This window comes from Psychrobacillus sp. Z16_25 (assembly GCF_056856695.1).
The window spans coordinates 169543-190105 of sequence record NZ_JBXEOV010000005.1 but is presented as its reverse complement, the minus strand read 5'-3'; the positions used below and the strand labels follow the sequence as shown (position 1 = coordinate 190105).

Below are 20563 nucleotides of genomic sequence, written 5' to 3'. Positions count from 1 at the left end.
CCATTACTGCCTAAAATAGAAAAGTAAAGCAGCTAATATTACTAAAGAAAGTAAGCTCATTGTGTCTCTAGTAGACCACGAGAGCTGACGATATCTTGTCCTACCTTCTCCGCCCTTGTATCCTCTTACCTCCATTGCTGTAGCAAGATCATCCGCTCGTTTGAACGCACTTACAAACAACGGGATTAGCAGTGGAACTACTGCCTTTAGACGCTCTCTCATCCGGCCTGTGGTCATATCTGAGCCTCTTGCCATTTGTGCCTTCATAATCTTATCCGTTTCATCCATAAGCGTTGGGATAAAGCGAAGAGAAATTGACATCATTAGTGCAAGCTCATGAACAGGAAGCTTCCATTTTTTTAGTGGTCCCAACAATATCTCAATAGCGTCGGTTATAGAGATGGGAGTAGTAGTTAACGTTAGAATAGATGTTAAAATCACTAGAACAAAGAATCGGATAGAAATAAAGATCCCTTGTTTTAACCCTTCCTCGTATATACGAATAAACTTCCATTCCAAAATTACTGACCCTTCTCTTGTAAAGAAAAGATGCAATAAAAACGTGAAGATAATTAAGATAACGACTGGCTTTAAGCCATTAATTAAAAAATAGAACCGAATTTTAGACAATCTGATAATCATGAATGTAAACAAAATAAGAATGCCATACGTAATCCAGTTATTTGCAATAAAGACGATTGCAATGAATAAAAACACATAAATTAGCTTTGCTCTTGCATCCATTCGGTGAATAAAGGAATCACCAGGGATGAATCTACCAAAGATCATTTTTTCTAGCATACTTACTCACGCCCTTCCTTTAGAAATAGGGCTAATTCCTTTGCCAGCTGCTCCTCCGTCAAGCAGATTGTCGGTAGCCTGCGTCCTATCATCTTCTCTAGCGTACGCTGAAACTTTACTGTTTGAGGAAGCTCCAAACGATAATCTAACAATCTTTCTTCATCTGCAAATACTTCTTCTGGAGACCCCTCCAGTACACATTTGCCTCTATGCATAAGAGCAATCCTGTCGGCATATCTTGCTGCATCCTCCATACTATGTGTAACTAGAACAGTCGTAAGGCCCTTTTCTTGATGAATTCGGTAAAAAAGCTCCATGATTTCTTTACGTCCTCTAGGATCCAGTCCGGCTGTTGGCTCATCTAATACTAATACCTCTGGATTCATCGCCAAGACACCCGCAATGGCTACTCTTCGCATCTGTCCGCCTGATAGATCAAAGGGTGATTTATCTAGCACATCCTCCGGAAGACCAAGCATGGCAATCAATTCTACCGCTCTAGCCTTAGCCTCTTGCTCTGAAACTCCGTAATTCATTGGTCCAAACATAATGTCCTTTAGAACTGTTTCTTCAAACAATTGATGCTCCGGGAACTGAAAGACAATTCCAACTTTTTGCCTTACTCTACGTATATCCTTGTTCTTCTGCCCTGCTTTCACCTCTACATCACCAAGCCTAACAATACCCTCAGTCGGCTTTAACAGGCCATTTAGATGCTGTAAAACCGTTGATTTCCCTGATCCAGTATGACCGATAATTGCCTGATAGGAGCCTGCTGGTATGCTTATATCCACTTGGAACAAGGCACGCTTTTCAAATGGGGTATCCTTTGCATAGGCATAGCTTACTTGTTGAAGTGTGATGTCCATAAATCATTCACCAATTCTTCTTCCGACATATGTTCTGCTTGCAATTCGATGCCTTCTGACATTAATAGCTTAGACATGTTCATGGCAAACGGTAAATCTAAACCTAGGTCTACTAGCTCCTGACCCTTCTCAAATATCTGGCGAGGTGTTCCTTCTGCATACTTCTCCCCTTGATTCATCATAATCACCCTGTCTGCCAAAAGCGTCTCCTCTAAATCATGGGTGATGGAGATGACCGTTAAATCTGTTTCCTCACGCAGCTGTCTTACTGTGGATAACACCTCTTCTTTTCCTTGCGGATCTAACATAGAGGTGGCTTCGTCCAATATTAATAACTTAGGCTTTAAAGCAATGGCACCGGCTATTGCCACTCGTTGTTTCTGCCCACCCGATAAATGGTGTGGCTCGCTATTTAGGAAATCCACCATGTTTACTCTTGCTAGTGCATCTTTAACCCGTTCTACCATTTCCTCAAAGGGGACTCCGTTGTTCTCTAGAGCAAATGCCACGTCGTCTTGAACCGTAGCACCAACAAATTGATTGTCCGGATTTTGAAACACCATTCCCATCTGGGAACGTGTATTCCACAGATTTTCCTCGGTCAATTGCTCTCCAAATACGTATACCTTTCCCTCCTGAGGAAATAGAAGACCATTCATTAACTTAGCCATTGTAGATTTTCCTGACCCATTATGACCAACAATTGCTACCCATTCTCCTTCATATATAGAAAAGGACACATCATTTACGGCAGGCCTCTTGGTCGTATCTTCTTCATCATATGTATATATTGTATGTTGCAGGGATATTATTTCTGGTTTCATTCTAAAGCCCTCCTCCCACTCATCTCTGCTACTCTCTATTATCTCATGTTTTCACGACAAATTAAAAAAGCGCGCACCTCATTTGGAGAAATGCGCTCTTCTATAACTTATTTCTAGATTGGTTGCTCAATCCCAATCTGTAAATGAGGTGCGTAGAGCTAGACGAGACGTTACTAGAAGTCCGCTCATCATAACACTCTGCTTTTATAATGTCGTATAAATCTGTTTTGAAAAAAGAAGAGGATGGTAAATAAAAACCATAACCCTCTTCAACTTTCTTCTTACTTAAAACAGGTTCCCCTGTTCATTCAATTAAACTAACTCAATTACTACAACTGGTGCTCCATCTCCGCGACGAGGACCAACTTTCATAATACGAGTATAACCGCCTTGACGGTCAGCATAGCGTGGTGCAACATCATCAAACAATTTCTGTAAAGCAAAAACAGTAGACTCGTTACCTTCTTCATCAGTAGTTGTTGCTAATTCACGACGAATATATGCAGCAGCTTGACGACGAGCGTGTAAGTCACCGCGTTTACCTAAAGTGATCATTTTTTCAACAACAGAACGTAATTCCTTTGCACGCGCTTCAGTTGTTTGAAGACGCTCATGGATGATTAAGTCAGTTGCTAAGTCACGTAACATCGCTTTACGTTGAGAACTTGTACGTCCAAGTTTTCTGTAACCCATGGATGTTTCCCTCCTTTGGTGATTAATTCATATCTAGCTATATCAAAATTTCGCTTAGTCTTCTTTACGTAATCCTAAGCCAAGCTCATCTAACTTCGCTCTAACTTCTTCTAAAGATTTACGTCCAAGGTTTCTTACTTTCATCATGTCGTCTTCTGACTTGCTTGCAAGCTCAAGTACAGTATTAATACCTGCACGTTTTAAGCAGTTATAAGAACGAACCGAAAGATCAAGCTCTTCGATAGTCATCTCTAAAACTTTTTCTTTTTGGTCTTCTTCTTTTTCAACCATGATTTCAGCACTCTTCGCCTCATCCGTCATCCCTACAAAAATATTTAAATGCTCTGTTAGTATTTTTGCTCCAAGAGAAATCGCCTCTTTTGGACCGGTGCTGCCATCTGTCCACACATCAAGGGTCAATTTATCAAAGTTTGACAGTTGTCCAACTCGAGTATTTTCCACTTGAAAGTTAACGCGTGAAACTGGAGTATAAATAGAGTCGATCGGGATTACGCCGATAGGAAGATCCTCACGTTTGTTTTGATCAGCAGGAGTGTAGCCACGGCCTCGACTTGCGTACATACGCATTCGGAAATGACCATTTTTCCCGATTGTAGCTATATAAAGCTCCGGATTTAAAATCTCTACGTCACTGTCATGTGTAATGTCAGCTGCTGTAATAACTCCTTCTCCTTTAAAATCAATCTCTATGACTTTTTCTTCATCAGAGTAGATTTTTAAAGCTAGCTTTTTCACATTCATAATAATAGATGCTACATCTTCCACAACACCCTCAATAGTAGAGAATTCGTGTAATACACCATCTATTTGAATAGAAGTTACTGCTGCTCCTGGTAATGAAGACAGAAGGATACGACGTAAAGAATTTCCCAAAGTAGTTCCATAGCCACGTTCGAGCGGTTCTACAACAAATTTACCAAACTTGGCATTTTCGCTGATTTCTACACTTTCAATCTTTGGTTTTTCAATTTCGATCATTCCAATTTACCCTCCCTCAAAACATCGAATGTATAGGTCTTTCCATCATGAATTCGATCGTTTAACTGATTGCTGTTTTTCACAACTACAGTCTGTACAATAAATGATGTTCTCAAACATAATTATGAACGAGTAGTCACCTATTACACGCGACGACGTTTTGGTGGACGGCAACCATTATGTGGTACTGGTGTAACATCTTTAATTGCAGTAACTTCTAGACCTGCAGCTTGAAGTGCACGGATTGCAGCTTCACGACCAGCACCAGGACCTTTAACAGTTACTTCTAAAGTTTTTAAACCATGTTCCATTGAAGACTTTGCAGCTGTTTCAGCAGCCATTTGTGCAGCAAATGGAGTAGATTTACGAGAACCTCTAAATCCAAGAGCCCCAGCACTTGACCAAGAAATTGCATTACCTTGCATGTCTGTGATTGTCACAATTGTATTGTTAAATGTAGAGCGAATGTGAGCAATACCAGATTCGATATTCTTTTTCACACGACGCTTACGTGTTTGTTGTTTACGTGCCATGTTAAGAAGAAACCTCCTTTACCGATTATTTTTTCTTGTTAGCAACTGTTTTACGAGGACCTTTACGAGTACGAGCATTGTTCTTCGTATTTTGTCCACGTACAGGTAAACCGCGACGGTGGCGGATACCACGGAAAGATCCGATTTCCATTAAACGTTTGATGTTTAATGATACTTCACGGCGAAGGTCACCTTCTACCTTGTAAGTACCGATTGCTTCACGGATTTTGTTTAATTCGTCTTCAGTTAAATCGCGTACACGAGTATCTTCAGAGATACCAGCTTGAGCTAGAACTTTTTGAGAAGTAGTTTTCCCAATTCCGTAAATGTATGTTAATGATATAACAACGCGTTTGTCGCGTGGAATGTCAACACCAGCAATACGTGCCATATGTGTCGTGCACCTCCTTCTTATTATCCTTGTCTTTGTTTATGTTTAGGATTTTCACAGATTACCATTACTCTACCGCGTCGGCGAATTACTTTACATTTTTCGCAGATCGGCTTCACAGATGGTCTCACTTTCATCTAACCCAACCTCCTTAGTAGTCCGGAGTGCAAAAGATTATTTAAAACGGTACGTAATACGTCCGCGAGTTAAATCGTATGGAGATAATTCAATGGTTACTTTATCTCCAGGTAAAATGCGGATGAAGTGCATACGAATTTTACCCGATACATGCGCAAGAATCGTATGACCGTTTTCTAATTCTACCTTAAACATCGCGTTTGGCAAAGTCTCAACAACTGTTCCTTCGACTTCAATTACATCATCTTTCGCCATCAACCCTGTCTCCCTTCTATATACAAATCAGGTTCTCATCAATACTCAAACGTAATTTGCTGTTAGTATAGCCTCATATTAAACGAAACTAATCGCTATAAGCATATGTTTGGAAATCATGAGAGATGTTCGAAAGACACTCGTAAGGTTTCGTTACTTGCAATCCACCCGAGTAGACTGACGGAAGAAACCTATCCCTCATGTCAACATGTTCGTCCGAATGTGTTGGATGAGTTCCATTAGTACCCGTTCGATTTATGCTTCCACGAAACCAATTATACCCCTTCAGAAACCAAAATGCACGTGGACTAGGGGGTCCGACGCTCTTTAAAGCATTCTCATTTCCTCCGGTACGTATACCGGGCGCAATATGCTTTTGCAGCTCTCGAAAAAAACATTTTCGTTTCTTGCATACTCCCGGATAGTCGTCTGAGACGGGCACCGGGTTATTTAAATGCGGTTGCCCTGTAACAGAGCATCAATGTCAGCAAAGACTTTTGTAATATCTTGCTGGCCATCTATATTCGTTAGCACGCCTTTTTGATCATAAAAATCAAGTAATGGCTGTGTTTGCTTCATATTTACTTCCAGACGGTTAGTCACCGTTTCCGGATTATCATCCGCACGTTGATAAAGCTCTCCACCATCTTTGTCACAAACCCCGTCCTTTGCAGGAGGATTAAACACTAGATGATAAGCTGTTCCGCATTCTTTACAAATACGTCGACCAGTTAGACGCTTGACTAATTCATCTTTTTCAACTTGAATGTTCACCACGTGATCCACAGACTTGTTTAAATCAACAAGTAAAGCATCTAATGCCTCTGCCTGTGGGACGGTTCTTGGAAACCCATCAAGCAAGAATCCTTTATCACAGTCTGGTTTGCTTAATCTTTCGCGAACAATACCAATCGTTACTTCATCAGGTACTAATGCACCTTGATCCATATACGATTTTGCTTTTAAACCAAGCTCCGTACCTTCTTTCATAGCTGCACGGAACATATCGCCTGTAGAAATATGAGGGATTGCGTACTTCTCAACAATTTTATCTGCTTGTGTGCCTTTACCAGCTCCAGGCAGACCCATTAAAACGATATTCATACGTTAATGCCCCCCAGGACTATTTTGTGGATTTTTAGGAACGTTACATTAGTTCCTAAAAACCAACATTATTTCATAAAGCCTTTATAGTGACGTTTAACTAATTGAGATTCAAGCTGCTTCATTGTCTCAAGTGCAACACCTGCGATAATCAGTAAGCTCGTTCCACCGATTTGTACAGATTGAGGTAGTCCCGCAAACTTAACAAATAGAAGTGGCATGATAGAGATTACTGCTAGGAAGATCGCTCCTACAAATGTTAAACGATATAAAACGCTTGTTAAATAGTTCTGTGTATTGATCCCTGGACGAATCCCTGGAATATACGCACCTTGCTTTTTCAGGTTGTCTGCAACATTTTCTGGGTTCACTTGTATGAACGCATAGAAGTATGTGAAGGCAACAATTAAAGCAATGTACAAGATCATACCAACTGGTTGTGTGTAATCTACCATATCTCTGATGAAATTAGTGACACTATTTTCACCGAAGAATAATACCAACGTCTGCGGAGCCATAAGGAAAGCAGAAGCGAAGATTACTGGGATTACTCCAGCGGCATTTACCTTTAATGGCAAGTGTGTTTGTTGTCCGCCAGCTTGAGAGCCAGCAACACGTTTTGCGTACTGAATAGGAATTTTACGTAACGCTTGTTGAACGTAAATAACTCCTACAATAACCGCCACAATTGCTAATAGAAGTAAAGCAACGATTACAATATTGATAAATAATGCATCGCCTGCATCTTGAATTTGTTGTGCATACAGCTGGTTAGCAGCATTTGGGATAGCAGCAACGATACCTGCAAAGATAATGATAGAAATACCATTACCAACACCGTGCGCTGTAATCTGCTCTCCTAACCACATAAGGAATGCTGTTCCAGCAGTCAATACGATTGCAATCAAGATGTAAGTAAGGATACCCTCATCTTGAATTAATCCACCACCATAAATACGGTTAAAACCATAGGACATTGCAATTGCTTGAACAAATGCAAGCACGATAGTGAAGTATCGAGTGAATTGTGCAAGCTTACGTCTACCGACTTCCCCTTGCTTCGCCCACTCAGCGAATTTTGGCACTACGTCCATTTGTAACAGCTGAACAATAATCGATGCAGTAATGTATGGCATAATCCCCATTGCAAGAATAGAGAAGTTGCTTAAAGCACCGCCTCCAAAGGTATTAAGGAAACCAATAAGACCCATCTCATCAGTTTGCTTTAATACTTCTGGATCTGCGTTAGGTACTGGTATATACGTACCGATACGGAATACAACGAGCATCAATAGAGTAAAAATGATTTTATTTCGAATATCTCTCACACGCATAAAGTTGGAGATTGTCTGAAACATTAAACCACCTCTGTTTGTCCGCCAGCATTCTCGATAGCTTCTTTTGCTGTAGCAGAGAATTTGTGAGCTTTAACTGTCAACTTTTTGTTAAGAGTTCCGTTACCAAGAATTTTGATACCGGATTTTTCGCTGCTCACAACACCTGTTTCGATTAAAAGTGCAGGTGTAACCTCTGTACCCTCTTCGAAACGATTTAATGTGTCAAGGTTCACGATTGCATACTCTTTACGGTTGATATTCGTAAATCCGCGTTTAGGTAAACGACGGAAAAGTGGGTTTTGACCCCCCTCAAATCCTGGACGAACTCCTCCGCCAGAACGAGCATTTTGACCTTTATGACCTCTACCTGCAGTTTTACCATTTCCAGAACCGATACCACGACCTACACGGTTACGAGTAGAGCGAGAACCTTCTGCTGGTTTTAACTCATGAAGTTTCATATGGTGGCACCTCCTTATTCTAAGATAAACCTTAAATTTCTTTTAAAGTTACTAAGTGAGCTACTTTGCCAACCATTCCGCGGATAGCGGCGTTGTCTTGGTGCTCCACTGTTTGATGCATTTTACGTAATCCAAGAGCTTCTACTGTTTTGCGTTGACTAGGTTTAGTTCCAATCAAGCTTTTAGTAAGGGTAATTTCTAATTTAGTTGCCATTGTAATTTCCCCCCTTATCCTAACAGTTCTTCTACTGATTTACCACGTAATTTAGCAACGTCCTCAGCACGTTTTAGTTGAGATAAACCATTTACTGTAGCACGTACCATGTTGATTGGTGTGTTAGAACCTAGAGATTTAGATAAGATATCTGTTACTCCCGCTAATTCTAATACCGCACGAACAGGTCCACCTGCGATAACTCCAGTACCGGCAGATGCTGGCTTAACTAGAATAGATCCAGCTCCAAAATGACCAAGTACTTGGTGAGGAGTTGTTCCGCCAACTAATGGCACTTCGATTAAGTTTTTCTTTGCATCTTCAACTGCTTTACGGATTGCATCTGGAACCTCTTGAGCTTTTCCAGTACCAAATCCTACATGACCGTTTTTGTCTCCTACTACTACTAATGCAGTAAAACGGAAACGACGTCCACCTTTTACAACTTTAGCAACACGGTTAATTGTTACTACGCGTTCTTCAAGTTCAAGTTTGTTTGGGTCAATACCACGCATGAAATATGTCCCTCCTTCTTCTTAAAATTCTAAGCCGTTTTCACGTGCAGCATCAGCTAATGCTTTTACACGTCCATGATATAAATAACCGCCACGGTCAAAAACAACAGACTTGATGTTCTTTTCAACTGCGCGTTTAGCAATAGTTTCACCGATAGATGCAGCAGCTTCTACATTACCAGCTGTTCCATTAAAATCTTTATCCATAGTAGATGCACTTACTAGTGTAATTCCTTTTGAATCATCAATAAGCTGTGCATAGATATGTTTATTAGAACGGTATACATTTAAACGTGGACGTTCAGATGTACCCGTGATTTTTGTACGAACACGTGCATGACGTTTCTTACGAACTTGATTTTTGTCTTGTTTCGTAATCACAGTAGTCACTCCTTTCTAATGCGCAATGCATTATTTACCTGTTTTACCTTCTTTGCGGCGTACAACTTCACCTTCATAACGAATACCTTTTCCTTTATAAGGCTCAGGCGGGCGAACTGCACGGATGTTAGATGCTAAAGCACCAACACGTTCTTTGCTAATTCCGCTAATGATAATTTTTGTATTTGAAGGAACTTCAATAGAAAGTCCATCTTCAGGAGTGAATTCAACTGGGTGAGAATATCCTACGTTAAGTACAAGTTTTGATCCTTGTAGTTGCGCACGGTAACCTACCCCAACTAATTCAAGAGAACGAGCAAATCCTTCGGAAACTCCAGTGATCATATTAGCTAATAGAGCACGAGTTGTTCCGTGAACTGTACGATGTTCTTTTGATTCTGAAGGACGAACTACAGTAATGATGTTACCTTCTTGTTCAATTTTCATATCTTGGTTGAAAGATCTTGTTAATTCACCTTTAGGTCCTTTAACTACTACTGTGTTATCAGCGTTAACTGTTACAGTAACGTTTGCAGGTACCTCAATTGGTTTTTTACCTACTCGAGACATTTTGTTGCACCTCCATTCGTTTGTTTGATTATTACCAAACGTAAGCTACGATTTCTCCGCCAACTTGTTTAGCGCGAGCTTCTTTATCTGTTAATAAACCGTTTGAAGTAGAAACTAAAGCAATTCCTAAACCGTTTAGTACTTTAGGTACTTCGTTTGTTTTAGCGTAAACGCGTAGACCAGGTTTTGAAATACGTTTCAAACCAGTGATAACGCGCTCGTCATTTTGACCATATTTTAAGAAGATACGGATAATACCTTGTTTGCTATCTTCTACATATTCAACATCACGGATGAAACCTTCGCGTTTTAGAATTTCAGCGATTTCCTTTTTCATGTTTGAAGCAGGAACTTCTAATTTCTCGTGACGCACCATATTAGCATTACGAATACGTGTTAGCATATCTGCAATTGGATCTGACATTGTCATTACATTTACCTCCTTCCCAGTTATAGGGGTTTACCAGCTTGCTTTTTTAACGCCAGGAATTTGTCCCTTGTATGCAAGTTCACGGAAACAAATACGGCAAAGCTTAAATTTACGCAATACAGAGTGCGGACGTCCACAACGCTCACAGCGTGTGTACCCTTGCACCTTGAACTTTGGCGTACGTTTTTGTTTAACGACCATTGATTTTTTAGCCACGTTTTCGCCTCCCTTATTTTACTTTTGGAATGGCATACCGAATTGTGTTAATAACTCACGAGCTTCTTCGTCAGAGTTCGCAGTTGTTACAATTACGATGTCCATACCGCGTACTTTCGAAACTTTATCATAATCGATTTCAGGGAAGATTAATTGCTCTTTTACTCCTAAAGTGTAGTTACCGCGACCGTCAAATGCTTTCTTAGAAACACCACGGAAGTCACGTACACGTGGAAGTGAAATAGAGATTAATTTATCCAAAAAGTCATACATACGCTCACCGCGTAATGTAACTTTTGCACCGATTGGCATACCTTCACGAAGACGGAATCCAGCGATCGATTTTTTAGCTTTCGTAATTACAGGTTTTTGACCTGCGATAGTTTGTAATTCTTCCACTGCAGCATCAAGTGCTTTTGTGTTAGAAACAGCATCGCCCACACCCATGTTGATAACAATCTTATCAACTTTAGGTACTTGCATTACTGACTTATAATTGAACTTGCTCATTAGAGCAGGAGAAACTTCATTAAGATACTTTTCTTTTAGGCGGTTCATGTGTGTACCTCCCTTCTCTTTACTTATTTAATAATTTCACCAGATTTTTTCGCAACACGAACTTTTTTGCCATCTTCTACTTTATAACCTACGCGAGTCGGCTCGCCAGTTTTAGGGTCGATTAACATAACATTCGATACGTGGATCGCAGCCTCTTGGGTTACAATTCCACCTTGCGGATTAGCTTGGTTAGGCTTCATATGTTTTTTGATGATGTTTACACCTTCAACAATAACACGGTCTTGCTTAGGGAAAGCTGTAAGGATAACTCCTGTTTTACCTTTGTCTTTACCTGAGATTACCATTACTTTGTCGCCTTTTTTAACATGCATTCTGTCGCACCTCCTTGATTGGCACTTTCCTGGAAATTAAAGAACTTCTGGAGCTAAAGATACGATTTTCATGAAGTTGTTGTCACGTAGTTCACGAGCAACAGGTCCGAAAATACGAGTTCCACGAGGTCCTTTATCGTCTTTGATAATAACGCATGCGTTCTCATCGAATTTAATGTAAGTTCCGTCTTTACGGCGAACGCCACTCTTAGTACGAACGATAACAGCTTTAACTACGTCACCCTTTTTGACAACGCCACCTGGTGTTGCTTTCTTAACTGTACACACAACGATATCACCGATATTCGCTGTTTTACGGCCAGTACCACCAAGTACTTTAATAGTTAGAACTTCACGTGCACCTGAGTTGTCAGCAACTTTCATACGAGTTTCTTGTTGGATCACTTAGGTTACCTCCCTTCGGAATTTAATTTCCGAAATTTATAATTAGATAATAACCGCTTTTTCTACAACTTCCACTAAACGGAAACGTTTTGTAGCTGATAGCGGACGTGTTTCCATGATGCGGACGATATCGCCGATTTGCGCTTCGTTTTGCTCATCATGAGCTTTGAACTTTTTAGAATATCTAACACGTTTACCGTATAATTTGTGTTTCTTATGAGTTTCAACTAATACAGTGATTGTTTTATCCATTTTGTCAGAAACTACACGGCCTGTGTATACCTTGCGTTGATTACGCTCAGTCATGCCTGAAAACCTCCTTTATCAGTTGTTTGCACTGATTTCTCTTTCGCGAATCACAGTTTTCATACGTGCAATCGCTTTACGCACCTCACGAATGCGAGCTGTGTTTTCTAATTGACCAGTCGCCAATTGGAAGCGAAGGTTGAAAAGCTCTTCTTTCAGTGATTTTACCTTTTGTTCAATTTCTGCTGTAGTAAGTTCACGGATGTCATTAGCTTTCATTAGATTCACCACCAATTTCTTGACGTTTAACTATCTTACATTTTACAGGAAGCTTATGAGATGCTAAGCGTAACGCTTCGCGAGCTACTTCTTCAGAAACTCCAGCAATCTCGAACATAATTTTTCCTGGTTTTACAACAGCAACCCAACCTTCCGGAGCACCTTTACCGGATCCCATACGTACCTCAAGAGGCTTTTTCGTATAAGGTTTATGTGGGAAAATTTTAATCCAAACTTTACCGCCACGTTTCATATAACGTGTCATCGCGATACGAGCTGATTCAATTTGACGACTTGTGATCCAGCTAGCTTCAGTAGCTTGTAAACCAAACTCACCAAATGCTATCTCCTTACCACCTTTTGCTTCACCACGCATTTTACCACGGTGTTCGCGACGATATTTAACGCGTTTAGGCATTAACATATTATTTGCCTCCTTCCTCAGAGTTCTTCTTAACTGGAAGGACTTCACCACGATAGATCCATACTTTTACGCCTAACTTACCATAAGTAGTGTCAGCTTCAGCATGTGCATAATCAATGTCTGCACGTAATGTATGAAGTGGTACAGTTCCTTCGCTGTAATGTTCAGCACGAGCGATGTCAGCACCGCCTAGACGACCAGATACTTGAGTTTTAATACCTTTAGCTCCAGCACGCATTGTGCGTTGAATTGCTTGTTTTTGAGCGCGACGGAAAGATACGCGGCCTTCTAATTGGCGTGCGATACTTTCAGCTACTAGTTTAGCATCAAGGTCAGCTCTTTTAATTTCTACGATATTAATGTGTACACGCTTGCCAGTGATATCGTTTAAGTGTTTACGAAGTGCTTCAACTTCAGTACCACCTTTACCGATTACCATACCTGGTTTCGCAGTGTGAATTGTAATATTTACACGTTTAGCAGCACGTTCAATCTCAACAGTTGAAACAGAAGCATCTTTTAAACGAGTTTCAATATACTTACGAATTTTCAAGTCTTCGTGAAGTAAGTTTGCATAGTCTTTACCAGCGTACCATTTTGACTCCCAGCCACGAATGATTCCAACTCGTAATCCTATAGGATGAACTTTTTGACCCACGAATTATCCCTCCTTCTTCTCAGATACCACTACTGTAATGTGGCTTGTACGTTTATTGATAGCACTTGCACGTCCCATTGCACGTGGACGGAAACGTTTTAAAGTTGGACCTTCATCAACGAAGATTTCAGAAACAACTAGGTTGTTAACATCTAAATCATAATTGTGCTCAGCGTTAGCAATAGCAGATTTTAAAACTTTCTCAACAACAGGGGATGCTGCTTTAGGAGTAAGTTGTAAAATTGCAATCGCTTCACCAACTTGCTTACCTCTGATTAAATCAACGACTAATCTTACTTTACGAGGAGCAATGCGCACTGTTTTAGCAATAGCTTTTGCTTGTGACATTTGGAATAACCTCCTCTCAAATTAGCGTCTTGTTTTCTTATCATCTGCACCATGGCTTTTATAAGCACGAGTTGGTGCAAATTCGCCTAGTTTATGACCTACCATATCTTCAGTCACGTATACAGGAACATGTTTACGTCCATCATATACAGCGATTGTTTGCCCGATGAAGTTAGGGAAAATAGTAGAACGGCGAGACCAAGTTTTAATTACTTGTTTTTTCTCAGAATTTTGTTGTGCTTCAACCTTTTTCATTAAGTGATCATCAACAAAAGGTCCTTTTTTCAAGCTACGACCCATACTGGAACCTCCCTCCGTGATTGCACCACGGCTCGCTCTTTGAACCGTAGTAAAACCACATTATTTTTTACGACGACGAATGATAAGTTTGTCGGATTTGTTTTTCTTACTACGAGTTTTGTATCCAAGAGTTGGTTTACCCCATGGAGACATTGGAGACTTACGACCGATTGGTGTACGTCCTTCACCACCACCGTGTGGGTGATCGTTAGGGTTCATTACAGATCCACGTACAGTTGGGCGTTTACCTAACCAACGATTACGACCTGCTTTACCGATGTTTACTAGTTCATGTTGTTCGTTCCCTACTTCACCAACTGTAGCGCGGCAAACACCAAGGATTAAACGAACCTCACCAGATTGTAAACGTACGATTACATATTTACCTTCTTTACCTAGTAACTGAGCTGATGTACCAGCAGAACGAACTAGCTGTCCACCTTTACCAGGTTTCATTTCGATATTGTGGATAGTAGTACCCATTGGGATATTTTGTAACGGAAGAGCGTTACCTACTTTAATATCTGCTTCTGGACCTGACATGATTGTCATTCCAACTTCCAAGCCTTTAGGAGCTAGGATATAACGTTTTTCACCATCTGCATAGTTAATCAATGCGATATTCGCAGAGCGGTTTGGATCATATTCGATAGTAGCAACACGTCCTGGAATGCCGTCTTTGTTTCGTTTGAAATCAATGATACGGTATTGACGTTTGTGTCCACCACCATGATGACGAACAGTAATTTTACCTTGGTTGTTACGGCCGCCTTTACGTTTAACAGGAGCAAGAAGTGATTTTTCCGGCTTATCTGTTGTGATTTCAGCATAATCAAGTGAAGTCATGTTACGACGTCCGTTTGACGTTGGTTTATACTTTTTAATCGCCATTTTGTTCCCTCCTTCTTGTTTATTACTTCCTTGTTATAAGGATTATATTTCGAATAATTCGATGTCTTTGCTATCAGCAGTTAATGTAACAATCGCTTTACGACGTTTGTTTGTGTAACCACCAAATTTACCTACACGTTTGAATTTCCCTTTGTAGTTCATGATGTTAACTTTTTCAACATCTACTCCAAAGATTTCTTCTATTGCGTATTTAACTTGTGTTTTGTTAGCGCGAGTGTCCACTTCGAAAGTGTACTTTTTATCTGCCATTGCTTCTGAAGAACGCTCGGTAATGACCGGACGTTTAATAATATCACGTGCTTCCATTATCCAAGCACCTCCTCAACCTTTTCTACTGCAGCTTTAGTCATCACTAATTTATCGTGACCAACTAAATCTAATACGTTAATGCCTGTTGCAGACACAACTGTAATTCCAGGGATGTTACGAGCTGATAATGCAACGTTTTCGTCTAAATCAGCTGTTACAAACAACGCTTTTTTGTTAATTGATAGATTTGAAAGCACTTGTGCAAATTCCTTTGTTTTAGGCGCATCAAATGCTAAACCTTCAAGTACTACGATGCTTTCTTCACGCACTTTAGATGAAAGAGCTGAAAGAAGAGCTAAGCGACGTACTTTCTTTGGTAATTTGTAGCTGTAGCTACGTGGAACTGGACCGAATACAGTACCACCACCACGCCATTGTGGAGAGCGGATAGATCCTTGACGAGCACGACCTGTTCCTTTTTGTTTCCAAGGCTTACGTCCACCACCTGAAACTTCAGAGCGATTTTTCACTTTGTGGTTACCTTGGCGAAGAGATGCGCGTTGCGCAATAATAGCTTCAAATAAAACAGACTCATTTGGTTCAATCCCAAAAACTTTATCGCTTAGTTCGATTTCACCAACTGAAGTTCCTGCTTGATTGAATAAAGATACTTTTGCCATTCCTGTTTCCTCCTTTCTTCAGAGAATTAGTTCGATTTAATAGCAGCCTTAACAACTACTAGTGATTTACGAGAACCAGGAACATTACCTTTAACAAGTAGAAGGTTACGTTCTGCATCCACTCTTACAACTTGTAAGTTTTGGATTGTTACAGTGTTTCCACCCATTTGACCAGGTAATTTCTTTTGTTTAAATACGCGGTTCGGAGCAACTGGACCCATTGAACCAGGACGACGGTGGTAACGAGAGCCGTGAGCCATTGGTCCACGAGATTGTCCATGACGCTTGATAACACCTTGGAAACCTTTCCCTTTCGTAGTACCTGTAACATCAATTACATCGCCTTCTGCAAAACTTTCTACGCTGACTTCTTGACCAACCTCGTAATTAGCAGTATCCAAGCCGCGGAATTCGCGGATGAAGCGCTTAGGAGCAGTGCTTGCTTTCGCTACGTGGCCTTTTTCTGGTTTGTTAGAAAGCTTTTCGCGCTTATCTTCGAAACCTAATTGAACAGCCTCGTATCCATCAGTTTCAACTGTTTTCTTTTGAAGAACTACGTTTGGAGTAGCTTCAATTACAGTAACCGGGATTAAGTCACCGTTCTCAGCAAATACTTGCGTCATACCGATTTTTCTACCTAAGATTCCTTTGGTCATTTCGTCACACCTCCTAAAATAATTTGTTGTTTTTTATCTTTTACCATTAAAGTTTGATTTCAATATCAACGCCAGATGGTAAATCAAGCTTCATTAACGCGTCAACAGTTTGTGGTGTTGGGTTAACGATATCGATAAGACGTTTATGCGTACGCATTTCGAATTGTTCACGAGAGTCTTTATACTTGTGAACCGCACGAAGAATCGTATACACAGATCTTTCAGTCGGAAGTGGAATCGGACCCGATACACTTGCACCTGAACGTTTAGCAGTTTCTACAATTTTCTCAGCAGATTGATCAAGGATTCTGTGATCATACGCTTTTAAACGAATACGAATTTTTTGTTTTGCCATTATTTTCCCTCCTTTTCGCCTAATTTCTAGACATTCTCCACGAAAATTTTCCGTACACTCGCCATGGCAAAGCGGCCGGGTGTGTCGGTAACCTCTCGTTTCATCGCAGTCAAAGACCAACATTCAACATTATATACAATTTCACTAGATTCCGCAAGTCTTTTGGTGAAATTAATTTTATATTTAATAGGCTTTTCTTGCTTTCTCTTTTAATCCTGTATCAGTATATAAACCTTCCAGGAAAATTACAAATAATATGGTCGCTTAAATACCGTACTTTGCTAAAAATAAATCAATTGTCATAGGTTTAGACAACAATATCTTTTATTCTGCATAAACACGCCAGCAGGGTGCTTCTAAGACCGTAGCGAAGCCCTGACTTGTTATGGTTGCATTTCTCTTAGATTAACTTATTAGAAGGGCATACAGGACTGGTTGGAGGAAACTGATGTGGGCAAAGCAAAAGTGGTATACATCTCTTTGTAGCAATAACAATATCAAAAAGCGAGTATGTGAGCGACTAACTCTCACATACTCCCTGTTAACTTTTTAATAGTCCGTTTCATTACCATCACACATGAGGTTATAGCAGATTTTATGCCTTCAGAATTTTTGTTTCTTCTATATTAAAGAATATATACGATACCAACCCATCCAAACAACACTAATGGAATGTTGTAAACAAGAAATGTCGGAACACAAGTATCCCAAATGTGATTATGTTGCCCGTCGAAGTTAAGTCCTGCCGTTGGTCCAAGGGTTGAATCAGAAGCTGGAGAACCTGCGTCCCCTAAAGCTCCTGCTGTACCTATGAGCGCTATTGTAGCCAAGGGGCTTAATCCTAACTCCATTGCCAAGGGAACAAAAATAGCAGCGATAATTGGAATTGTCGCAAAGGAAGAACCTATACCGATTGTTACAATTAAGCCAATTAAAAGCATAATAAACACTGCTAAGCTCACGTTTCCGGATAACACGTCTGCTGTTGACTCTACTAAGTTAGCGATATGTCCTGTTTCATTGATAACAGCAGCAAACCCATTAGCTGTAATCATGACAAAACCTATAAACGCCATCATTCGCATTCCTTCTGTTAACAAGCGATCCGCTTCCTTCATTTGCAGTGCCCCTGTAACGTAAAGGACCGCTATACCAGCCATCGCTCCGGCTATCATCGAATCTGTGCCTATCTGTGCTATTAAAGCTGCTAGCAGAGCAATAACTGTAAATACAATGTTACGTTTTTTTACTTTTACTTCTATTTCATCAATTGCTAAATTGTCTTGTTTGTAACTTCTAGGCTTTCTGTAAAGTAAGAATGCAACTACTAACCCAAATACCATACCTAAAGCAGGAAATGCCATTGCTGTTGGGATATCTGATAAGGAAACTTTTAAGCCAGATAAATCCATTTGTGTTGCAACAATTTGTTGATAGATAGCGCCGTAACCGTATGGTAAAAGCATATAAGGGGTTATTAAACCAAAGGCCAAAATGGAGGCAATTAGTCTTCTATCTATTTTAAGCATATTAAGCACCTTTAAAATAGGCGGGATAAGTAGTGGAATAAATGCTATATGAATAGGTATAAGATTTTGAGAAAAAATAGCCATCATAAGTATTAGTAAAAAGATTAGTGTTTTAACTAAGGCACTTTTCCCAGAATCCCCTTCTCTTTTCACAAGTTTTAAAATTGCACCAACCAATAAATCTGGTATTCCAGTTTTGGATATTGCAATAGCAAACCCTCCTAGCAATCCATAGCTTAATGCTATCGTCGCTCCTTCACCTAGACCGGTCGTAAAGGCTTGGATTGTTTCTGCAAGCGACAGATCAGCCACTAAACCTCCAACTAGCGCTCCTACTATTAAAGAAAACACTACATTTATACGCAGTAAGCTTAAAACCAACATAACTCCTACTGCAACTAAAACTGCATTCATTCCACTCACTCACTTTCATACACTAGATTACTAATATGTGAAAGTTTATAACTTTCTAGCTCATATGTCAATACACTTAACTTTATCAATTTAGTTTTCTCTATTCTTCAGACAGGGTAATTGTTACCGATATAATGTAGGAATTGTAACGACTTAAGCGTTACATAACGTAAAGGAGAAGAAGAATGGCCTTTTTTATGAAGAAACAACCTACAATTGATTTAACAAAAGAAGCTCCTATATCATTAGACGTACAAGAGCATCCGGATATACAGAAACAGATCGCTATGATTCATTTGAATAAAGAGGATTTAACACTTATTTATCACTTAAGTCCCTATGTAGAAGGAATATTAGAAAAAACAGTAGAAAATTTTTATCGATCAATCGGTGCGGAGCCTAGACTACTTACTATTATCAACCAGCACTCTAGTATTGATCGTTTAAAAACTACCTTGTATGATCATTTGTCTGAAATGTTTTCAGGAATTATAAACAACGAGTATATAGCACAGCGTTATCGAATAGCACAAGTACATGTAAGAATAGGACTTGAACCAAAATGGTATATGGCAGCCTTTGAAACGCTCTATTATGAGTTCTCCCAATTAATCTTAGTGCTAAATATAAATACGAAGGAAAAGATACAAGCTCTTTCTGCTATTACAAAGCTGTTGAATTTAGAGCAGCAGCTCGTCTTAGAGGCCTATGAATTAGAAAATGAAAGGCTGAGACAAAGTATCAGAGAAAAAGAAAAGAAGGTGAAGGTTCAAGTAATAGACGCATCGGAAATCCTAGCCAATGTTAGTGAAGAAACTAGTGCTTCTATTTTATCCCTTTGCACCAAGGTGGAAGCAATTGAGGAATTCACCGAAAAAGGACTATCTTTTGTTTTAGCTACACAAGAAACATCGCAAGAAGCAGAGCAGTTAGTTCAACAACAAACCCAGCAAATGAATTTAATTGATACAAGCTTACAAACACTTCAACAAAAGATGAAGGATTTACAAGATTCATCAAATAAAATTAAAGAAGTCGTGGAACTAGTCACCACCATTGCCAATCAAACCAATCTGCTAGCACTTAACGCTTCTATTGAAGCAGCCCATGCAGGTGATCGAGGTGCTGGGTTTGCGGTAGTTGCCAATGAAGTGAAAAATCTTGCGGAAGAAACGAAAAAAGCTATTAGCACCGTAGAAGAGCTAATCGAAGAAACAGATGAGAAGATAGAAGATATGAGTAACTCTGTGGGTGAGATGAATAAATTACTAGTAGTGGGCAATAAAAAATATGAAAGTGTTACAGCTTCTTTTCATGAAATCACTTCTGCTATTTCAGGCATAAAAGCACAGAGCATGAGATCTAATGAAGAAATTAATACTATCTCTCAGGTAATCTCTGAACTAAATGAAGCAGTTCTGCGCATTTCTAGCTCCTCCGATAAACTGAGAGATACTTCTCACGAATTATAGACATAAAACACCTGA

Annotated in this window: 34 protein-coding genes; 1 reads left to right on the top strand and 33 read right to left on the bottom strand. The window is 39.9% G+C overall.

Annotated features, from left to right (window positions below):
- Nucleotides 1-3 precede the first annotated feature (3 nt).
- The 33 genes from AC1VU3_RS08035 to AC1VU3_RS07875 all read right to left on the bottom strand — a co-directional run bounded on the left by AC1VU3_RS08035 (nt 4) and on the right by AC1VU3_RS07875 (nt 19076).
- Nucleotides 4-801 (bottom strand): energy-coupling factor transporter transmembrane component T family protein, encoded by a 798-nt coding sequence (locus tag AC1VU3_RS08035; protein WP_480389086.1) that lies wholly within the window; start codon nt 799-801, stop codon nt 4-6.
- 2 nt (nt 802-803) lie between these two features.
- Nucleotides 804-1670, bottom strand: coding sequence for an energy-coupling factor ABC transporter ATP-binding protein (locus AC1VU3_RS08030; protein WP_482983230.1), 867 nt, complete (start codon nt 1668-1670; stop codon nt 804-806).
- On the bottom strand, nt 1646-2494 hold the full coding sequence (locus tag AC1VU3_RS08025) for an energy-coupling factor ABC transporter ATP-binding protein (protein ID WP_480389088.1): 849 nt from the start codon (nt 2492-2494) through the stop codon (nt 1646-1648). The genes AC1VU3_RS08030 and AC1VU3_RS08025 overlap by 25 nt, the downstream gene beginning before the upstream one ends.
- Nucleotides 2495-2806: 312 nt before the next feature.
- Nucleotides 2807-3187, bottom strand: a complete 381-nt coding sequence (rplQ, locus tag AC1VU3_RS08020; protein ID WP_480389089.1) for a 50S ribosomal protein L17 — start codon at nt 3185-3187, stop codon at nt 2807-2809.
- A gap of 54 nt (nt 3188-3241) precedes the next feature.
- Nucleotides 3242-4186 carry a DNA-directed RNA polymerase subunit alpha gene (locus AC1VU3_RS08015; RefSeq protein ID WP_480389090.1) on the bottom strand — a complete coding sequence of 315 codons (945 nt, stop codon included), beginning with the start codon at nt 4184-4186 and terminating at the stop codon, nt 3242-3244.
- 143 nt (nt 4187-4329) lie between these two features.
- The gene (rpsK, locus tag AC1VU3_RS08010; protein WP_480389091.1) at nt 4330-4719 is read right to left on the bottom strand and encodes a 30S ribosomal protein S11; all 390 of its coding nucleotides are present in this window, start codon (nt 4717-4719) and stop codon (nt 4330-4332) included.
- Between the two features lie 25 nt (nt 4720-4744).
- On the bottom strand, nt 4745-5110 hold the full coding sequence (gene rpsM, locus AC1VU3_RS08005; RefSeq protein ID WP_480389092.1) for a 30S ribosomal protein S13: 366 nt from the start codon (nt 5108-5110) through the stop codon (nt 4745-4747).
- Between the two features lie 23 nt (nt 5111-5133).
- The gene (gene rpmJ, locus AC1VU3_RS08000) at nt 5134-5247 is read right to left on the bottom strand and encodes a 50S ribosomal protein L36 (RefSeq protein WP_076758849.1); all 114 of its coding nucleotides are present in this window, start codon (nt 5245-5247) and stop codon (nt 5134-5136) included.
- Between the two features lie 37 nt (nt 5248-5284).
- On the bottom strand, nt 5285-5503 hold the full coding sequence (gene infA / locus AC1VU3_RS07995) for a translation initiation factor IF-1 (protein WP_016429904.1): 219 nt from the start codon (nt 5501-5503) through the stop codon (nt 5285-5287).
- A gap of 450 nt (nt 5504-5953) precedes the next feature.
- Complete coding sequence (locus AC1VU3_RS07990) at nt 5954-6607, bottom strand: adenylate kinase (protein WP_480389093.1); 654 nt, start codon at nt 6605-6607, stop codon at nt 5954-5956.
- A 68-nt stretch (nt 6608-6675) separates the two neighbouring features.
- Nucleotides 6676-7965: a preprotein translocase subunit SecY gene (secY, locus tag AC1VU3_RS07985; RefSeq protein WP_480389094.1), complete on the bottom strand. Its 1290-nt coding sequence runs from the start codon at nt 7963-7965 to the stop codon at nt 6676-6678.
- A complete protein-coding gene (rplO, locus tag AC1VU3_RS07980; protein WP_480389095.1) occupies nt 7965-8405 on the bottom strand; it encodes a 50S ribosomal protein L15 in 441 nt (146 codons plus the stop codon). The genes secY and rplO overlap by 1 nt, the downstream gene beginning before the upstream one ends.
- A gap of 31 nt (nt 8406-8436) precedes the next feature.
- Nucleotides 8437-8619, bottom strand: a complete 183-nt coding sequence (gene rpmD, locus AC1VU3_RS07975; protein WP_480389096.1) for a 50S ribosomal protein L30 — start codon at nt 8617-8619, stop codon at nt 8437-8439.
- Nucleotides 8620-8633: 14 nt separating this feature from the next.
- Nucleotides 8634-9134: a 30S ribosomal protein S5 gene (gene rpsE / locus AC1VU3_RS07970; protein ID WP_480389097.1), complete on the bottom strand. Its 501-nt coding sequence runs from the start codon at nt 9132-9134 to the stop codon at nt 8634-8636.
- Between the two features lie 21 nt (nt 9135-9155).
- Entirely contained in the window at nt 9156-9515 is a 360-nt protein-coding gene (rplR, locus tag AC1VU3_RS07965) for a 50S ribosomal protein L18 (protein WP_480389272.1), read from the bottom strand.
- 30 nt (nt 9516-9545) lie between these two features.
- Entirely contained in the window at nt 9546-10085 is a 540-nt protein-coding gene (rplF, locus tag AC1VU3_RS07960; RefSeq protein WP_480389098.1) for a 50S ribosomal protein L6, read from the bottom strand.
- Nucleotides 10086-10116: 31 nt separating this feature from the next.
- Complete coding sequence (gene rpsH, locus AC1VU3_RS07955; RefSeq protein WP_480389099.1) at nt 10117-10515, bottom strand: 30S ribosomal protein S8; 399 nt, start codon at nt 10513-10515, stop codon at nt 10117-10119.
- A 30-nt stretch (nt 10516-10545) separates the two neighbouring features.
- A complete protein-coding gene (locus AC1VU3_RS07950) occupies nt 10546-10731 on the bottom strand; it encodes a type Z 30S ribosomal protein S14 (RefSeq protein WP_480389100.1) in 186 nt (61 codons plus the stop codon).
- An 18-nt stretch (nt 10732-10749) separates the two neighbouring features.
- A complete protein-coding gene (rplE, locus tag AC1VU3_RS07945) occupies nt 10750-11289 on the bottom strand; it encodes a 50S ribosomal protein L5 (RefSeq protein WP_480389101.1) in 540 nt (179 codons plus the stop codon).
- A 23-nt stretch (nt 11290-11312) separates the two neighbouring features.
- Nucleotides 11313-11621, bottom strand: a complete 309-nt coding sequence (gene rplX, locus AC1VU3_RS07940; protein WP_480389102.1) for a 50S ribosomal protein L24 — start codon at nt 11619-11621, stop codon at nt 11313-11315.
- Nucleotides 11622-11657: 36 nt separating this feature from the next.
- Entirely contained in the window at nt 11658-12026 is a 369-nt protein-coding gene (rplN, locus tag AC1VU3_RS07935; RefSeq protein WP_480389103.1) for a 50S ribosomal protein L14, read from the bottom strand.
- Between the two features lie 42 nt (nt 12027-12068).
- Nucleotides 12069-12332 carry a 30S ribosomal protein S17 gene (rpsQ, locus tag AC1VU3_RS07930; RefSeq protein WP_480389104.1) on the bottom strand — a complete coding sequence of 88 codons (264 nt, stop codon included), beginning with the start codon at nt 12330-12332 and terminating at the stop codon, nt 12069-12071.
- An 18-nt stretch (nt 12333-12350) separates the two neighbouring features.
- Complete coding sequence (gene rpmC / locus AC1VU3_RS07925) at nt 12351-12551, bottom strand: 50S ribosomal protein L29 (RefSeq protein ID WP_053591325.1); 201 nt, start codon at nt 12549-12551, stop codon at nt 12351-12353.
- Entirely contained in the window at nt 12541-12975 is a 435-nt protein-coding gene (gene rplP, locus AC1VU3_RS07920) for a 50S ribosomal protein L16 (RefSeq protein WP_480389105.1), read from the bottom strand. The genes rpmC and rplP overlap by 11 nt, the downstream gene beginning before the upstream one ends.
- 1 nt (nt 12976) lies before the next feature.
- The gene (gene rpsC, locus AC1VU3_RS07915) at nt 12977-13633 is read right to left on the bottom strand and encodes a 30S ribosomal protein S3 (protein ID WP_480389106.1); all 657 of its coding nucleotides are present in this window, start codon (nt 13631-13633) and stop codon (nt 12977-12979) included.
- A gap of 3 nt (nt 13634-13636) precedes the next feature.
- The gene (gene rplV / locus AC1VU3_RS07910; protein ID WP_480389107.1) at nt 13637-13981 is read right to left on the bottom strand and encodes a 50S ribosomal protein L22; all 345 of its coding nucleotides are present in this window, start codon (nt 13979-13981) and stop codon (nt 13637-13639) included.
- Between the two features lie 21 nt (nt 13982-14002).
- Nucleotides 14003-14281, bottom strand: a complete 279-nt coding sequence (gene rpsS / locus AC1VU3_RS07905) for a 30S ribosomal protein S19 (protein WP_480389108.1) — start codon at nt 14279-14281, stop codon at nt 14003-14005.
- Between the two features lie 60 nt (nt 14282-14341).
- Nucleotides 14342-15172 carry a 50S ribosomal protein L2 gene (rplB, locus tag AC1VU3_RS07900; protein ID WP_480389109.1) on the bottom strand — a complete coding sequence of 277 codons (831 nt, stop codon included), beginning with the start codon at nt 15170-15172 and terminating at the stop codon, nt 14342-14344.
- 42 nt (nt 15173-15214) lie between these two features.
- Nucleotides 15215-15499, bottom strand: a complete 285-nt coding sequence (gene rplW / locus AC1VU3_RS07895) for a 50S ribosomal protein L23 (RefSeq protein ID WP_480389110.1) — start codon at nt 15497-15499, stop codon at nt 15215-15217.
- Entirely contained in the window at nt 15499-16122 is a 624-nt protein-coding gene (gene rplD / locus AC1VU3_RS07890; protein WP_480389111.1) for a 50S ribosomal protein L4, read from the bottom strand. The genes rplW and rplD overlap by 1 nt, the downstream gene beginning before the upstream one ends.
- A gap of 26 nt (nt 16123-16148) precedes the next feature.
- Nucleotides 16149-16778 (bottom strand): 50S ribosomal protein L3, encoded by a 630-nt coding sequence (gene rplC / locus AC1VU3_RS07885; protein WP_480389112.1) that lies wholly within the window; start codon nt 16776-16778, stop codon nt 16149-16151.
- A 46-nt stretch (nt 16779-16824) separates the two neighbouring features.
- Nucleotides 16825-17133 carry a 30S ribosomal protein S10 gene (rpsJ, locus tag AC1VU3_RS07880; RefSeq protein WP_042478628.1) on the bottom strand — a complete coding sequence of 103 codons (309 nt, stop codon included), beginning with the start codon at nt 17131-17133 and terminating at the stop codon, nt 16825-16827.
- Between the two features lie 626 nt (nt 17134-17759).
- On the bottom strand, nt 17760-19076 hold the full coding sequence (locus tag AC1VU3_RS07875) for a Na+/H+ antiporter family protein (protein ID WP_482983229.1): 1317 nt from the start codon (nt 19074-19076) through the stop codon (nt 17760-17762).
- A gap of 185 nt (nt 19077-19261) precedes the next feature.
- Between AC1VU3_RS07875 and AC1VU3_RS07870 the strand changes: the two genes are divergently transcribed.
- Complete coding sequence (locus AC1VU3_RS07870) at nt 19262-20548, top strand: protoglobin domain-containing protein (protein ID WP_482983228.1); 1287 nt, start codon at nt 19262-19264, stop codon at nt 20546-20548.
- Nucleotides 20549-20563: the final 15 nt, after the last annotated feature.

Excerpts from the sequence above, each read along its gene's own strand:
- AC1VU3_RS08035 (WP_480389086.1), bottom strand. The coding sequence starts at position 801 with ATGCTAGAAAAAATGATCTTTGGTAGATTCATCCCTGGTGATTCCTTT.
- AC1VU3_RS08030 (WP_482983230.1), bottom strand. The coding sequence starts at position 1,670 with ATGGACATCACACTTCAACAAGTAAGCTATGCCTATGCAAAGGATACC.
- AC1VU3_RS08025 (WP_480389088.1), bottom strand. The coding sequence starts at position 2,494 with ATGAAACCAGAAATAATATCCCTGCAACATACAATATATACATATGAT.
- rplQ (WP_480389089.1), bottom strand. The coding sequence starts at position 3,187 with ATGGGTTACAGAAAACTTGGACGTACAAGTTCTCAACGTAAAGCGATG.
- AC1VU3_RS08015 (WP_480389090.1), bottom strand. The coding sequence starts at position 4,186 with ATGATCGAAATTGAAAAACCAAAGATTGAAAGTGTAGAAATCAGCGAA.
- rpsK (WP_480389091.1), bottom strand. The coding sequence starts at position 4,719 with ATGGCACGTAAACAACAAACACGTAAGCGTCGTGTGAAAAAGAATATC.
- rpsM (WP_480389092.1), bottom strand. The coding sequence starts at position 5,110 with ATGGCACGTATTGCTGGTGTTGACATTCCACGCGACAAACGCGTTGTT.
- rpmJ (WP_076758849.1), bottom strand. The coding sequence starts at position 5,247 with ATGAAAGTGAGACCATCTGTGAAGCCGATCTGCGAAAAATGTAAAGTA.
- infA (WP_016429904.1), bottom strand. The coding sequence starts at position 5,503 with ATGGCGAAAGATGATGTAATTGAAGTCGAAGGAACAGTTGTTGAGACT.
- AC1VU3_RS07990 (WP_480389093.1), bottom strand. The coding sequence starts at position 6,607 with ATGAATATCGTTTTAATGGGTCTGCCTGGAGCTGGTAAAGGCACACAA.
- secY (WP_480389094.1), bottom strand. The coding sequence starts at position 7,965 with ATGTTTCAGACAATCTCCAACTTTATGCGTGTGAGAGATATTCGAAAT.
- rplO (WP_480389095.1), bottom strand. The coding sequence starts at position 8,405 with ATGAAACTTCATGAGTTAAAACCAGCAGAAGGTTCTCGCTCTACTCGT.
- rpmD (WP_480389096.1), bottom strand. The coding sequence starts at position 8,619 with ATGGCAACTAAATTAGAAATTACCCTTACTAAAAGCTTGATTGGAACT.
- rpsE (WP_480389097.1), bottom strand. The coding sequence starts at position 9,134 with ATGCGTGGTATTGACCCAAACAAACTTGAACTTGAAGAACGCGTAGTA.
- rplF (WP_480389098.1), bottom strand. The coding sequence starts at position 10,085 with ATGTCTCGAGTAGGTAAAAAACCAATTGAGGTACCTGCAAACGTTACT.
- rpsH (WP_480389099.1), bottom strand. The coding sequence starts at position 10,515 with ATGACAATGTCAGATCCAATTGCAGATATGCTAACACGTATTCGTAAT.
- rplE (WP_480389101.1), bottom strand. The coding sequence starts at position 11,289 with ATGAACCGCCTAAAAGAAAAGTATCTTAATGAAGTTTCTCCTGCTCTA.
- rplX (WP_480389102.1), bottom strand. The coding sequence starts at position 11,621 with ATGCATGTTAAAAAAGGCGACAAAGTAATGGTAATCTCAGGTAAAGAC.
- rpsQ (WP_480389104.1), bottom strand. The coding sequence starts at position 12,332 with ATGACTGAGCGTAATCAACGCAAGGTATACACAGGCCGTGTAGTTTCT.
- rpmC (WP_053591325.1), bottom strand. The coding sequence starts at position 12,551 with ATGAAAGCTAATGACATCCGTGAACTTACTACAGCAGAAATTGAACAA.
- rplP (WP_480389105.1), bottom strand. The coding sequence starts at position 12,975 with ATGTTAATGCCTAAACGCGTTAAATATCGTCGCGAACACCGTGGTAAA.
- rplV (WP_480389107.1), bottom strand. The coding sequence starts at position 13,981 with ATGTCACAAGCAAAAGCTATTGCTAAAACAGTGCGCATTGCTCCTCGT.
- rpsS (WP_480389108.1), bottom strand. The coding sequence starts at position 14,281 with ATGGGTCGTAGCTTGAAAAAAGGACCTTTTGTTGATGATCACTTAATG.
- rplB (WP_480389109.1), bottom strand. The coding sequence starts at position 15,172 with ATGGCGATTAAAAAGTATAAACCAACGTCAAACGGACGTCGTAACATG.
- rplW (WP_480389110.1), bottom strand. The coding sequence starts at position 15,499 with ATGGAAGCACGTGATATTATTAAACGTCCGGTCATTACCGAGCGTTCT.
- rplD (WP_480389111.1), bottom strand. The coding sequence starts at position 16,122 with ATGGCAAAAGTATCTTTATTCAATCAAGCAGGAACTTCAGTTGGTGAA.
- rplC (WP_480389112.1), bottom strand. The coding sequence starts at position 16,778 with ATGACCAAAGGAATCTTAGGTAGAAAAATCGGTATGACGCAAGTATTT.
- rpsJ (WP_042478628.1), bottom strand. The coding sequence starts at position 17,133 with ATGGCAAAACAAAAAATTCGTATTCGTTTAAAAGCGTATGATCACAGA.
- AC1VU3_RS07875 (WP_482983229.1), bottom strand. The coding sequence starts at position 19,076 with ATGAATGCAGTTTTAGTTGCAGTAGGAGTTATGTTGGTTTTAAGCTTA.
- AC1VU3_RS07870 (WP_482983228.1), top strand. The coding sequence starts at position 19,262 with ATGGCCTTTTTTATGAAGAAACAACCTACAATTGATTTAACAAAAGAA.